This window comes from Proteus sp. G2675 (assembly GCF_963886535.1).
In the GTDB taxonomy this organism is placed as follows: Bacteria; Pseudomonadota; Gammaproteobacteria; order Enterobacterales; family Enterobacteriaceae; genus Proteus; species Proteus mirabilis.
Map to the genome: position 1 here is coordinate 17,295 of NZ_CAWPCB010000039.1, position 14,519 is coordinate 31,813.

Below are 14,519 nucleotides of genomic sequence, written 5' to 3' on the forward strand. Positions count from 1 at the left end.
GTAAATGATAGTAACATGAGTCATTTTTTTGCGGAAAGAATTACTGTGATAGCAATGTTCAATCAATCGGGCATGAAAGTTTTTAATCTATTTTTATAATAGATTAATATTAAAAGTAAAATGTGATTTATTCTCGGCAGATAACCGAATATTTGCATTATTTATTATGCTAAATAGATGAATAGCCCCATTCCCTCACTGTCCTGATTAGACAAGTATTAATCCATATAGTAACCAATGTTATTAGTTAATTATATCATTAATATTAAATTATTTAGTTATTCTGTTTTAAATATAGCTCATTTTTAGTTTAGTTAACTTTTTTATGGTTTAGATCAAAAAAAGCTATGTAATGATAATAATTATCATTAACATGATTGTGTTGTTAAATGTATTTTTAGCTATTTATTTGCGTATTAATAACCATATAAAAGATACTATTATGAACTTTTTGTTAATTAAGCATGAGCCTCATTTTCAGGGAATGGGGGCCGTTTCATTTTCATCTCATGCGATTTTTTTATTACTCACTACACTTGCTTCGTTTAATAGCGTTGCTTCACAAAGCACAGAAAAAACATCACAAACTCAACAATCTGAAACTGTGGTGCTTGATCCTATTTATGTTTCCGGAAAATTAAATTCGAGTGTTGAAGCAGGAAGCACGGCTTTGACATTAAAAGATATCAATAGAATTCAGCCAAATAATATCGCTGAATTGGTAGATAAATTACCAGGGATTTCTTCATCTGGCTCGCCAAGACCTGGTGGGCAAACTTTAAATATTTGGGGAATGGGCAATCCGGAAGATGTGAAAATCACTCTTGATGGTACACCGAAGACGTTTGAAAAATATCGTCAAGGTTCCATATTTATCGATCCTGAATTAATTAAACGCCTTGATGTCGATAAAGGGCCACATAATATCACCCAAGGAAATGGAGGATTTGGTGGCTCCGTACGGATTGAAACGAAAGATCCGGATGACTTACTGTTACCTGATCAGCATATTGGTATATTTTTAAAATATGGACATCATACTAATGATAGGCAAAATCGTTATAGTGGTGCGATATATGGCAAGTTAATGGATGGAACGGCTGACGGTCTATTTTATTTTAATCGTCGTAAAAGTGATGATTTACGTCGTCCTGATGGCACTAAATTTGGTTATTCACAATCAGATCAAGATTCGTTTTTAATTAAAACCAATGTCTATTTAACAGACGCACAAACATTAACTTTATCAGCATCAAGATCTGTCAGTGATGGCTGGACGCCTTGGGCTGCGAAGCGAGATGAACTGGCAAAACCGAGTCAATATGATGTTGATAAATATGGTTTTGATGGAGCGATGAAACGTAAGTTAGTTTATCGTGACCAAAAAGATGACACTGTGAGTGTGAAATGGAATATTCAGCCAATTGATTCTGACCTGATTAATTTCACATTGACTTATGGTTATTCAAATACCAAACAGAATGATAAACGCCCTGATAATGCGAGTTCTTATCTAAGTAGTAGTATGGGTAACCAAAGTTGGGTCAACTATAAAAATCATCAAATTGAAGTGAAAAATGAAAGTACCGTGATGCAAGGAGCTACCGAACATGTGATTTTAGTAGGAGCGCGTTGGCACCGTAATGATCGTAATGTGTTAATGTTTACGCGGGATAAAGCGAAAAATCCAAATTATAATTATGGCTATTATGCACCACCTTATATGCCAGAAGGGACGCAAACAACCACGAGTTTTTATCTTCAAGATTCAATTAGTTATCGAACACTAACCCTCACGCCTGGTGTGCGTTATGATATAGTGAAAAATCAAGGAGTAGGGAGTCGAGCGAAGGTTTATCAAGATCCTAATCCCTATTACGGTCATGATTATAGTGATGTAACTTATCGTGGCATTACACCTCATTTGGGTATTTTATGGAAAGCGAGCCCCAATATTAGATTTTTTGGTGATATAACTCATACATGGCGTGCGCCGTTAATTGATGAACAATATGAAGTGCAAGCCAGTATCTCTAGTTTGACAGGCACGAGTCGCCATTTAGATAAAGAGACCGTTACCGCAACACGGATTGGCGCCATTGTTGATTTTGAAAATGTTTTCCAACAAGAAGATCAGCTGCAACTTCGAAGTACATTTTTTGATACCCGTGGGAAAGATGAGATATTCCGTCGTCGCGGTGTCTATTGTGAAAGCGGAAAAGTAACCGGAAACAATGGAAGTTGTCCTCCTTCCCTTGGAAATTATCGCAATTTACCTGGCTACCATATTCAAGGTATGGAAATAGAGGCATTTTATGACAGTGCTAATCTCTTTGGTCGCTTAGCGTATTCGACAATGAAAGGTAAACGCGATCAATCTCCTCGTGATCCGTGGTTTGGACAAAAAACATGGATTGCAGAAATTCAACCGGATGCATTACATGCCACCCTTGGAATGAAAATCCCACAAATAAATATGGTTGCAGGGTGGACAGGGGACTTTATTGGCGCTCAACGTCGTTCACCGATGGATGCTGATCCGGCTGCTACTTATTGGTCATTACCAAAAAGTAAAGGCTATGCCATTCATGGACTATTCGCTAATTGGAAACCTGCTTTTATCGATAATACCGAGATACGTTTTACTGTCGCCAATTTATTTAACCGTGATTATTACCCTTATTTAGGTGAGTCGGTATCTGGTACTGGGCGAGATTATCGCTTTACTGTGGTTAAAAGTTTTTAGTTAGACAACAGGACAACAGCCATAAGATAAAAAAAGCAGAGCATATTAATAATGCTCTGCTTTGACGTTATTTAAGGATTATCACTATTAATTAGCCGCTTTACGCGCTTCTTCTACCCAGCCATCAAAGGTTTTTTGATGTGCTTTGATCCACGCGTTAGCATGACGTTCAATATCTGCTTGTGATTTTTGACCATTATGCATACGTAAGTTTTGGGCGTTGATATCAGCCACTGAAACTTTCATTATTTCAAATAACTTAGCAGCAGCAGGGTTGGCTTCGGCCCATTTTTTATTTGCTGCGATATGCATTGTACTCGGTGGGAAACCGTAGTTTTTACCGTTTGGTAAGGTTGTATCGGTTTTGTCATCTCCCGGTAATGAAGAGAAGGGAACTTGTAGCCAAACGACATCTTTACCCGGCTTTAATACATCACTTATCCAGTACGGTGTCCAAGTATAATAGAAGATAGGTTTACCTTCTTTGTAACGAGTAATGGTATCTGCCATCATTGCCGCATAGTTACCCTGATTATGGGTGACTGATTTCTCTAAATCATAGGCTTTTAAGTGATTATTAATAGCTTCTTCACAACCCCAGCCAGGGTTACAACCGGTTAAATCTGCTTTTCCATCACCATTGGCATCAAATAATTTGGCAATTTTCGGATCTTTAAATTGCTCTATATTAGTGATGTTATATTTTTCAGCCGTTTTTTTATCGATTAAGTAACCTTGGGCTGCATTAACCACATAATCACCTTTACGATAAAATGTGTTATCGCCACCTGCGGCTTCATATTGTGAGTTATGCAAAGGTACCCAACTAACCGCCATAAAAGTGGCATCACCATTAGCAATAGAAGAATAAGCTACGTTGTAGTCAACTTCTTTAATGGGTTGCACTGTGTAGCCGAGTTTTTCGAGTGCTTTATTGACAATGAGTGTCTGAAAAGTTTCTTCAGAAATAGTACTTTGTACCGGTTGAACCGAAACCCCTTTACCGGGTAAATCAGCAGCGGATAACTGAGTGCTTATCAGTGTGGCGGACAATACTGTTGCCCAGAGAACTGGATTACGCATAGTTTTTCCTTCTGTTGTGATGGGTAAGAGATAATAGTCGCTGTGTCGTGCTACTGTTATCTCTTATCTTAATTGAATAAATATGTTTGATTGTTAGTTAATCTTATTGTCAGTATGAGTTATGCGGCTTTTTTACCAAACAGGCGGCAGATCAAACCAATCGGGCCTGTCATATACCAGCGTCTATTACCTTTCAGGCGACTATTTTGGCCTAAAGATTGAGTTAAGCGGTCAAGAATAATCGCGAGGATCACAATACCGGCACCACCTACAGCCGCTAATCCCATATCTAGGCGACCAATACCACGTAATACCATTTGACCTAAACCACCAACGGCTATCATTGATGCGATAACAACCATTGACAGTGCTAACATTAAGGTTTGGTTTACCCCAGCCATAATCGTTGGCATTGCCAGCGGTAATTGTACTTTAAACAACATTTGTCGAGGATTTGCCCCAAATGATTGAGCCGCTTCAATGAGATCTTCCGGTACTTGTTTGATACCTAAAATAGTTAATCGCACTATCGGTGGTAAGGCGAAAATAATCGTGACAACTACACCGGGTACGTTACCAATCCCGAATAACATCACGATAGGTACTAAGTAAACGAAAGCGGGTGTTGTTTGCATGGCATCTAAAAGTGGTCTGACAATTTTTGATGCTCTGTCACTATGTGCAAGCCATATCCCTAAGGGGAGACCAATAATCAGGCAGAATAGTAATGAGGTCAGCACTAATGCAAGGGTTATCATCGCTTCAGACCATGCACCAATAGCACCGATTAAGATCAGTGAAATAAAAGCGCTTATTCCCATCACCTTACCTGAAAGTTGCCATGCAATCAGTGAAAATAAAATAATCGCAACAGGTGCAGGCATTGAGGTAAGAAAGTTTTCAAAGCCACCTAATACTAAATCGACTGGAACGCGTATCCCTTGGAAAATAGGACGAAAATGCAGAACAACCCAGTCAATACCTTCCGTCACCCAAGAATCTAGCGGGATCAGTGTATGATTAAATGGATCCATAATATTAAAGTGATCAGGTGTGCTTTCTGTTGGCATGGCATCTAGCCAATCAGTACCAGAAGAGAGATCACTGCCTTCAGCGCCACTCCCTGTACCCCAAGGATCAGCATCAGCTCCACCGGTATCACCGCCAGCGCTACTACTCCAAGGGTCGGTATCAGTAGTGTTGCTATCCGTGGTTGCCCAAGGATCATTGTCTGTATCTGTGTTGTTATGCGTTTCTTGCGCTGAATTTTGTGTTGTATTGGCGTTTTCTGTTGCCGCTTCTTGAGTGTCCGTTTCCCAAGGATTGGCTTGGTTATTTGTCTTACTCATTTGGTGTCTCCTTATCCAGTGCTTGTAACAACATTCCTTTCGAAATTAAGCCGATATAACGGTTTTTTTCATCAATAACAGGGATCGCACAGGGAGATTGCGCAACAGTAGAAATCAGTTCATTTAATGGTGTATCACCATTAATCGCACAAGGTTCAGTTAAAATAGCGGATCCAATAGGTTGGTTCGCTTTTAATGCTTCTTCAAGAGAAGTGACAGAAACAATACCTGCAAATTTCCGTCCTCGCTCAATTAAATAACCAAAGTTTCTATCTTCATCTTCCAGTACTTTTAATGCTGAACGGGGACCAAAACCTGGCGCAATATGCAGTAGTGTTTCTGGGCGACGTTTAGCAATATCTTTAGCGCTAAATACATGACTGATATCAACGCCACGGAAGAAGGTACGTACATAATCATTGGCTGGATTATTAAGAATTTCATCAGGGGTACCGATTTGTACCACCACACCACCTTGCATAATCGCGATACGATCGCCAATACGCATGGCTTCATCCAGATCATGAGAAATAAACACAATGGTGCGTTGTTTATCACCTTGTAAGCTCAATAACTCATCTTGCATTTCTGTTCGGATTAATGGGTCAAGTGCGGAGAATGCCTCATCCATTAATAAGATATCAGGATCATTGGCCAGTGCACGAGCAAGCCCAATACGTTGTCGCATCCCACCGGATAACTCATCCGGCCAAGATTGAGCATGAGAGCTTAAGTTAACTTGCTCTAATGCTGCCATGGCTTTTTCATAGCGCTCTTCTTTGCTAATGCCTGCAAGCTCCATACCAAATGCTGTATTATCGAGTACATTCATATGAGGCATTAAAGCGAATGATTGAAACACCATACTGATTTTTTTACGTCGAACTTGTCGTAAATCTTTATCAGACATGGTGGTGATGTTTTCACCATCAATAAGGACTTCGCCTTTAGTGGGATCTATCAGACGATTGAGAAGGCGCACTAATGTAGATTTACCAGAGCCTGATAATCCCATGATGACAAATATTTCGCCTTCTTCAATGGCCAGATTGGCATTTTGCACACCAACGGTTAACCCTGTTTTATCAAAGATCTGGTCTTTGTTCATACCAGATCCTAATAATTCAAAGGCACGTTTAGGGTGCTCACCAAATATTTTATATAGGTTTTTTACTTCGAGTTTAATTGCCATGCAATATCTATTTTCCTATTTAAATATGAAAGGAATAAATTAAATGTTAATAAATTAGTTTGTTGTTTTTCCTAAATTGAGATTTTTAGTAGGGGAATTACCCTATCATAATGAACAAGCCTGACAACCCTATGTTAATTATAATTAAACAAATAATTTTGTAATTTTTTCAGGTTTTTTTTGATGATTAATAATTAAATAAAGTAAAATTATAGAAAAGAAAGAAGTCAAGAAAATCATACTAACTGTATGAAATAACATTATTTTTATTCAGATGTTAATTTTAATTATCATCACAATAGAAATAACAACAAAATAAAAAAATGTAAAAAGATACTGATAAAATAAAAATAGAAAAAAATGCATTAATATTAAAAAATCTTATGTTTTTTGAGGGGTGATCTTAAGTTATCGATAACTAGTCATAAAAATCATTCGTAAAAAATTGATAATTCTGGTTAATGGGACGGTAAAAATTACACAATCAGGTTATTTTTCAAACAAATAAAAAGGCACTAAAAAATAAGTTTTATTTTTCAGTGCATTATATTAATTGATTAATTCATAATTAATATGAATGTATTCTGTTTTTTGCTGTAGAGGGTTAGCTAGAAATCCCAGTCATCATCTTCGGTATTGATCGTTTTACCAATAACATAAGAAGAGCCTGAGCCAGAAAAGAAATCATGATTTTCATTTGCATCTGGCGATAGTGATGAAAGTATTGCTGGACTAACATTAGTTATTTCATCTGGAAATAGTGCTTCATAACCTAAATTCATCAGCGCTTTATTCGCATTATAATGAAGGAATTTTTTTACATCTTCTGTCCAACCGACAGAGTCGTAGAGATCTTCTGTATATTTAACTTCATTATCATATAAATCTAATAATAATGAGAAAGCAAAGTCTTTAATATCTTGTTTCTCTAATGATGATTTATTTAATAACTGATTTTGGAATTTATAGCCAATATAATAACCATGCACAGCTTCGTCACGAATAATTAAACGAATTAAGTCAGCTGTATTGGTTAATTTCCCTCGACTTGACCAATACATTGGTAAATAAAATCCAGAATAGAATAAAAAAGACTCTAAAAATACACTGGCAATTTTTTTCTTTAATGGATCACTATCTTGATAATAACGCAGAATAATATCTGATTTCTTTTGCAAATAGGTATTTTCTTCACTCCAACGATAAGCATCATCAACATCTGTTGTTAAGCAGAGTGTCGAAAATATCGAGCTATAAGAGCGAGCATGTACCGCTTCCATAAAACAGATATTCGATAATACCGCCTCTTCATGAGGAGTCTGAGCATCAGGCATTAAGGTTGGTGCCCCGACCGTATTTTGTATCGTATCGAGCAGTGTAAGCCCTGTAAATACACGGATAGTCAACTGTTTTTCAGCTTGGGTTAAGGTATTCCATGAAGGTATATCATTAGAAAGTGGAATTTTTTCGGGTAACCAAAAATTCATGGTTAAACGGTTCCAAACTTCTAAATCTTTTTCATCTTCAATACGATTCCAATTTATCGCATTAACACGACTTAAATAAGATGCAGACATAGTAACACTTTCCTTATCATTATTATTAAAGGGCGCATGAAACACAGCCTTTTATTTCTGTGCCGGCTAATGCTGTTTGTCTAATACGAATGTAATACAAGGTCTTTATACCTTTACGCCATGCATAAATTTGTGCTTTATTAACATCCCTTGTGGTTGCTTCATCAGAAAAGAATAATGTTAGCGACAATCCTTGGTCGATATGTTGTGATGCTTGTGCATAGGTATCGATAATTTTTTCTGCGCCAATTTCATAAGCATCTTGATAAAAATGACGGTTTTCATTGGTCATAAAAGGGGCGGGGTAATAAACCCGACCAATTTTACCTTCTTTTCTTATTTCAATCGGTGCCACAATGGGGTGAATACTCGATGTAGAGTGATTGATATAAGAGATTGATCCTGTTGGCGGTATTGCTTGTAAGTTTTGATTATAAATACCGTGAGTCATAATCGAGAGCTTAAGTTTTTGCCAATCTTCTTGGGTTGGAATATGAATATTGGATTGGCTAAATAGCTGGTGGACTTTTTGGGTTTTAGGTAACCACTGTTTTGATAAATATTTATCAAAATACTCCCCAGTGGCATATTTTGACTGTTCAAACCCTTTAAAGCGCTGTTTAGTCTCTATCGCTAATTGGTTAGAGGCCAAAAGGGCATAGTATGTTACGGTATAGAAATAGATATTGGTAAAATCAAGCCCTTCTTCTGAACCGTAATAAATCCCTTCACGGGCTAAATAACCATGTAAGTTCATTTGCCCTAAACCAATGGCATGAGATGCTTGGTTGCCTTTTTCAATAGAAGGTACTGATTCTATTTTAGTCATTTGTGCCACACTCGTCAGTGCTCTGATGGCAACATTTACGGTATGCGCAAAATCTGGTGAGTCCATCGCCATGGCGATATTCATTGATCCGAGATTACAGCTAATATCATGACCAATTTGTCGATAACTTAAATCAGGATTGTATTCACTGGCACTATTTACTTGTAAGATTTCTGAGCATAAATTGCTCATATTAATTCGGCCCGCAATCGGATTTGCGCGATTGACGGTATCTTCAAACATAATATAGGGATAACCTGATTCAAATTGAATTTCAGCTAAAGTTTGAAAAAATGCCCGTGCTTTAATTTTTTTCTTACGTATCTCTGCATTGTTGACCATTTCAGTATATTTTTCGCTAATACTGATTTCTGACATAGGAACGCCATATACTCGTTCTACATCATAAGGTGAAAATAGATACATATCTTCGTTGCGTTTAGCTAATTCAAAGGTAATGTCGGGAATAACGACACCTAATGAAAGCGTCTTAATACGTATTTTTTCATCAGCATTTTCTCGTTTTGTATCTAGAAAATGATAGATATCAGGATGATGAGCATGGAGATAAACCGCTCCAGCTCCTTGTCTTGCGCCTAATTGATTGGCATATGAGAAGGCATCTTCAAGCATTTTCATTACCGGTACTACGCCAGACGATTGGTTTTCAATGCGTTTTATGGGAGCTCCTGCTTCTCGTAAATTAGTCAGTAAGAAAGCAACACCTCCGCCACGTTTCGACAATTGCAACGCAGAATTGACTGCTCGGCCAATGGACTCCATGTTGTCTTCGATACGTAATAAAAAACAAGAGACCAATTCGCCACGCTGTTTTTTTCCACAATTTAAGAAAGTAGGGGTTGCAGGCTGGAAACGGCCACTAATTATCTCATCGACAAGGTGAGTGGCGAGTTTGGTATTCCCTTGTGCTAGGGTTAAGGCAACCATACAAACACGATCTTCATAGCGTTCGAGATAACGCTCACCATCAAAGGTTTTTAAGGTGTAACTGGTGTAGTATTTAAATGCACCTAGGAACGATTGAAAGCGAAATTTTTTGCTATAGGCATGCTTAAAAAGCTGTTTGATAAACGGGAAATCATATTGCTCTAATACTTGTGCTTCGTAGTAGTGTTGTTGCACCAGAAAATCGAGCTTTTCTTTTAGATCATGAAAAAACACCGTATTTTGATTAACGTGTTGACGAAAAAAATGGTGGGTGGCTAATTTGTCTTTATCAAACTGGATATTGCCTTGCTCATCATAGAGATTGAGCATGGCATTTAAGGCGTGATAATCGAGTTGTTCTATAGAGTGGGTCATATTTTTTATCTCATTCACTTTTTAGTCATTATTTGCTAGCTGACCAAAATGTGCTTAATCCGGTTTTTACACGTTTAACATCTTCAGGCGTACCAAGTAACTCAAAACGATAGAGAAAAGGGACTTGGCATTTTTGTGCAATAATGTCACCTGCTAAGCCGTAAGCAGAGCCAAAATTGGTATTTCCTGAAGCAATAACACCGCGTATTAATTGGCGATTTTCAGGAATATTTAAAAACTGGATCACCGCTTTAGGCACTGCGCCTTTAACGCCACCGCCACCATAAGTTGGGCAGAGCAACACAAAAGGTTGTGTGGCTTGTAGTGGTTCATCCTCTTTTATCCTTGTCGCTTGTAGATTAAGTTTTTGTACGAAGCGGTGACAATTTTCTGAGCGACTAGAGAAATAAATTAAAGGGGCAGTCGATTGCATAAGTTGCTCCTTTAGCGCGCTATTTGACGAATTTTATCTGGGCAAAAGCCAGACCAATGTTCGTCACCATTAACGACAACCGGTACTTGGCGATATCCCATAGAAACTATTTTTGCTAATGCTTGAGTGTCTTGGGTGAGATCAACCGCAGTGAAAGGAATTTTTTGTTGTTGTAATGCGCGCTCGGTTGCACTGCATTGAACACAATTTGGTTTGGTATAGAGGATCACAGACATAGAATAACCCTTATAAAAATGTGAATGTGTCTGCTCACAGTCACAATGAAAAGTGCTTAAATACTATATATAGGTTTATTCTTTTTCAACCACACTAGATATGGTGTTTTTTATTTTTGATAATGATTATTATTAAAATTAAGCAGTTAGCAGATTTATTTTATTTTCTTATCGCTCATTTGAGCAATTTTTATTAGGTATAGTAGAAAATTAGATGATTGATTTACTTACAAAGCATGTTTTAATCTTGATGATACAGACAAATCAATAGAGAACACATTATGTACCAAGATTATCTCAATACGCCGAAAGGTTTTCCAAAGCCTTATATATCCATTACCGCAGATGATGATGGCATCACCAGCCTTAACTTTGTTAGTGAAAAAGAGGCGTTAGTTAATTCAAATGCCATAATTGACCTGTGTATAAAACAGTTAAAAGAGTATTTTTCGGGTAAACGAACCCTATTTTCAGTGCCACTAGCGCCAAAAGGAACCGAATTTCAAATACGCGTTTGGCAGACTTTACAGTCTATTCCTTATGGTGAAATTTGGAGTTATAAAAAGTTGGCACTTACATTAGGTTCCGTCAACTATTGCAGAGCGGTAGGAATGGCAAATTCACGTAACCCAATCTCGTTAATTATTCCTTGCCATCGCGTCATTGGTCATAATGGTAAGTTAGTAGGCTATACTGGGGGACTTGATATCAAACGTTGGCTATTACACTATGAAAAAGTGGATATTGACGAATAGTTCATATTGTAAGTATTAAGCACTATTTCTTAAGTGATTAATGGCTTAAGTTATGGGATTTGTCTGAATAATAATCGTTTAACAGAAAAAAAATACGCGTTTCGTGATCTAGACTGTGGACAGCGAATCATCATTTTTGTTTTACTATAGCCAACGCAAAACGCTTGCGTTTATTTTCTATTTTAAAGGTAAACTTGATGTCTAAATTAAAAGGTAACGTTAAGTGGTTTAACGAAACTAAAGGTTTTGGTTTTATCACTCCAGAAGATGGCAGTAAAGATGTGTTCGTCCACTTTTCCGCTATTGTTTCAGAAGGTTTTAAAACACTTGCTGAAGGTCAAAAGGTAGAGTTTGAAGTTACTGACGGCGCGAAAGGGCCATCTGCTGCAAACGTTGTCGCTATCTAATTAACGACTTCTCCAAAAGTAAAAAACGTTTTTGAAATGACCCCCAATAGTTGGACAACCAATTATTGGGGGTCTTTTTATGTCAAATACAGGGGGGATTTAAACATCATCATTGCTACTTAGGGTGACTATGCTTGCCACACTGCATAACTCTCGCTCGTTTTGATGATGAAAAAAGACTTGAGAAATTTAAAGAGGAGCTTGCGTATCTAGCTGCGGGATAAATACCGTGGTTGAAAGTTTTTTAAATTATTAAAATCAAGAATACATCATAGCTATCATTTCAAAATATCAATGAATGTATTGATAAAATTGGCTAATTTATTGAGTAATACCACCGGGAACAAAATCAAATTAAAAGGCCTGACATTGGTTGAATATTAAGTTCAGGCCTTATAAATCGCTTAACTAAAAGAGTACAACTTTATGATTAACGGTTTTTATCTTGTTAAAGAGACTACATTTCACGGAGTAGCCAGAATGCGAATGCCGTCATCAGAAACGAGCCCGCTAAGTTTGCCCCCATGGTGCCTAATGCCCAGCCTATTCGTCCTTCATTAAATAAGGCGACCACCTCAACGGAAAAAGTAGAAAAGGTGGTTAAGCCACCACAAAAACCTGTGGTAAGCATGATTTTCCAAATAGGATCAATATTGGGAGCCTTACTAAACCAAGCAATGCCAAAGGCGATAATAAAGGCACCAATACAGTTAGCGACCAAGGTCCCCGTTGCAAAATGGGGAAAAAGAGAATTGAGGCGGTAGCTAATTAGCCAGCGTAGTACGCTACCTAAACCACCGCCGATAAATACAGCTATTGCAATGTTAAGCATAAGAGAGATTAATCGTTATTTAACCTCAATCCCTTGAGCTTGAAGATCAGCATGATAAGACGAACGAACAAATGGTCCACAAGCGGCGTGGGTAAAGCCCATTGCTAATGCTTGCTCTTTCATATATTCAAACTCGTCAGGACTGACGTAGCGTTGAACAGGAAGATGGTGACGACTGGGTTGTAAATATTGCCCTAATGTCAGCATCGTTACACCATGTTTACGCAGATCGCGCATCACGTCAATAATTTCTTCATTTGTTTCACCTAAACCGACCATTAACCCCGATTTAGTTGGAATATTTGGGTGGGCTTGTTTAAAGCGTTCTAGTAACGTTAGAGACCATTGATAGTTCGCACCAGGACGCACTTGACGATAAACACGAGGTACGTTTTCTAAATTGTGGTTAAAGACGTCTGGTGGTGTGTCAGTGAGGATCTCTAATGCTTTATCCATACGACCACGGAAATCAGGGACTAAAGTTTCGATGCGAATATTAGGATTTTTTTCACGGATAGCGGTAATACAATCGGCAAAATGTTGTGCACCACCATCGCGTAGGTCATCGCGATCTACTGAGGTGATAACAACATAACGTAATCCCATATCTTTTATCGTTTGGGCTAATTTAATTGGCTCTTGGGGATCGGGTGCGTTAGGACGACCATGAGCAACGTCGCAAAATGGGCAACGACGCGTACAGATTGCCCCTAAGATCATAAAGGTTGCGGTACCGTGGTTAAAACATTCTGCAAGATTAGGGCATGAAGCCTCTTCACAAACAGAATGCAGGCCATTTTTACGCATGGCCGCTTTAATACCTTGAATTTTACTTGAATCTGCGGGCAACTTTATTTTCATCCACTCAGGTTTGCGTAGCAGTTCTTCACGTTCTGTAACGATTGTTTTAACAGGAATAAGTGCCATTTTATCGGCGTCACGATATTTTACGCCGCGTTCCATCTGAATAGGTTTACTCATAATTGTGCCAGTTCCAGTTATCTAGGGTGATTAACACGATGTGACTGAGGTAATCAGGGTTTTAAAAAAAAATGATAAATGTTAAAAAAATTATAGCATTTTTATTGCTGTGGTTGGAATCCCAGTTGTGTACAAAAATGGTTGATTAATAATGATGCCACTTGTTCCGATGTTGCATTAGGCGCTAAATCAACCAGTTGTGTCATTTTTAGATCAGGATAACCACAAGGATTTATTCGCGTAAAAGGAGATAAGTCCATATCAACATTAAGTGCTAGACCGTGAAAAGAGCAACCTTTGCGTATACGTAATCCCAAAGAGCAAATTTTATCACCATTAACATACACGCCCGGTGCATCTGCACGAGCATATGCGTCTACATTAAATTCTGCGAGTGTGTTGATCACAGTATTCTCTAAAACAGTGACTAATTGGCGAACGCCAATATGGTTACGTTTTAGATCAAGCAAAACATACATCACTTGTTGGCCAGGGCCGTGGTAGGTCACTTGTCCACCGCGGTCAGATTGGATCACCGGTATAGAGCCTGTGTTTAAAAGGTGTTCTGCTTTACCCGCTTGACCTTGGGTAAAAACCTGTTCATGTTGAACCAGCCAAATTTCATCAGGTGTATGACTTTCCCGTTTTTCCGTAAACTGATGCATAGAATCAGAAACCGGTAAATAGGGTTTCATACCCAATTGGCGAATAATGATTGTTTTATCTTGCACCGTGAAAATCTTCATTTGTAGCGTAATTGTGAAAGGCAGTATAAC

The 14,519-nt window shown here is 38.0% G+C and carries 13 protein-coding genes; 3 read left to right on the forward strand and 10 right to left on the reverse strand.

Features of this window, described 5'->3' with window-relative positions; translation table 11 throughout:
* The first annotated feature begins 352 nt into the window (after positions 1-352).
* Positions 353-2,746, forward strand: coding sequence for a TonB-dependent hemoglobin/transferrin/lactoferrin family receptor (locus AACQ49_RS14340; RefSeq protein ID WP_161779133.1), 2,394 nt, complete (start codon positions 353-355; stop codon positions 2,744-2,746).
* 87 nt (positions 2,747-2,833) lie between these two features.
* Here the strand turns inward: AACQ49_RS14340 and proX are convergent, their stop codons facing one another.
* The 7 genes from proX to nrdH form a co-directional block, all read right to left on the reverse strand.
* The gene (gene proX, locus AACQ49_RS14345; RefSeq protein WP_004247424.1) at positions 2,834-3,829 is read right to left on the reverse strand and encodes a glycine betaine/L-proline ABC transporter substrate-binding protein ProX; all 996 of its coding nucleotides are present in this window, start codon (positions 3,827-3,829) and stop codon (positions 2,834-2,836) included.
* Positions 3,830-3,948: 119 nt separating this feature from the next.
* Complete coding sequence (gene proW / locus AACQ49_RS14350; RefSeq protein ID WP_049196551.1) at positions 3,949-5,178, reverse strand: glycine betaine/L-proline ABC transporter permease ProW; 1,230 nt, start codon at positions 5,176-5,178, stop codon at positions 3,949-3,951.
* A complete protein-coding gene (gene proV, locus AACQ49_RS14355) occupies positions 5,171-6,370 on the reverse strand; it encodes a glycine betaine/L-proline ABC transporter ATP-binding protein ProV (protein WP_049203612.1) in 1,200 nt (399 codons plus the stop codon). The genes proW and proV overlap by 8 nt, the downstream gene beginning before the upstream one ends.
* Before the next feature lie 608 nt (positions 6,371-6,978).
* The gene (gene nrdF, locus AACQ49_RS14360; RefSeq protein ID WP_004247427.1) at positions 6,979-7,947 is read right to left on the reverse strand and encodes a class 1b ribonucleoside-diphosphate reductase subunit beta; all 969 of its coding nucleotides are present in this window, start codon (positions 7,945-7,947) and stop codon (positions 6,979-6,981) included.
* A 25-nt stretch (positions 7,948-7,972) separates the two neighbouring features.
* Entirely contained in the window at positions 7,973-10,099 is a 2,127-nt protein-coding gene (gene nrdE, locus AACQ49_RS14365; RefSeq protein ID WP_004252248.1) for a class 1b ribonucleoside-diphosphate reductase subunit alpha, read from the reverse strand.
* A gap of 28 nt (positions 10,100-10,127) precedes the next feature.
* On the reverse strand, positions 10,128-10,532 hold the full coding sequence (gene nrdI / locus AACQ49_RS14370) for a class Ib ribonucleoside-diphosphate reductase assembly flavoprotein NrdI (RefSeq protein ID WP_004246072.1): 405 nt from the start codon (positions 10,530-10,532) through the stop codon (positions 10,128-10,130).
* An 11-nt stretch (positions 10,533-10,543) separates the two neighbouring features.
* Positions 10,544-10,768 (reverse strand): glutaredoxin-like protein NrdH, encoded by a 225-nt coding sequence (gene nrdH / locus AACQ49_RS14375; protein ID WP_004246071.1) that lies wholly within the window; start codon positions 10,766-10,768, stop codon positions 10,544-10,546.
* Positions 10,769-11,049: 281 nt separating this feature from the next.
* On the opposite strand from nrdH, the gene AACQ49_RS14380 reads away from it, so the two are divergent.
* Together AACQ49_RS14380 and cspE are read left to right on the forward strand one after the other, a co-directional pair.
* Positions 11,050-11,523 (forward strand): methylated-DNA--[protein]-cysteine S-methyltransferase, encoded by a 474-nt coding sequence (locus AACQ49_RS14380; RefSeq protein WP_004246069.1) that lies wholly within the window; start codon positions 11,050-11,052, stop codon positions 11,521-11,523.
* Positions 11,524-11,720: 197 nt separating this feature from the next.
* The gene (gene cspE / locus AACQ49_RS14385) at positions 11,721-11,930 is read left to right on the forward strand and encodes a transcription antiterminator/RNA stability regulator CspE (RefSeq protein ID WP_004246068.1); all 210 of its coding nucleotides are present in this window, start codon (positions 11,721-11,723) and stop codon (positions 11,928-11,930) included.
* A gap of 457 nt (positions 11,931-12,387) precedes the next feature.
* Here the strand turns inward: cspE and crcB are convergent, their stop codons facing one another.
* The 3 genes from crcB to lipB all read right to left on the reverse strand — a co-directional run bounded on the left by crcB (position 12,388) and on the right by lipB (position 14,489).
* On the reverse strand, positions 12,388-12,762 hold the full coding sequence (gene crcB / locus AACQ49_RS14390; protein WP_004246058.1) for a fluoride efflux transporter CrcB: 375 nt from the start codon (positions 12,760-12,762) through the stop codon (positions 12,388-12,390).
* A 15-nt stretch (positions 12,763-12,777) separates the two neighbouring features.
* Positions 12,778-13,743, reverse strand: a complete 966-nt coding sequence (gene lipA / locus AACQ49_RS14395) for a lipoyl synthase (protein WP_004246057.1) — start codon at positions 13,741-13,743, stop codon at positions 12,778-12,780.
* Between the two features lie 101 nt (positions 13,744-13,844).
* A complete protein-coding gene (gene lipB / locus AACQ49_RS14400) occupies positions 13,845-14,489 on the reverse strand; it encodes a lipoyl(octanoyl) transferase LipB (protein ID WP_004246056.1) in 645 nt (214 codons plus the stop codon).
* Positions 14,490-14,519: the final 30 nt, after the last annotated feature.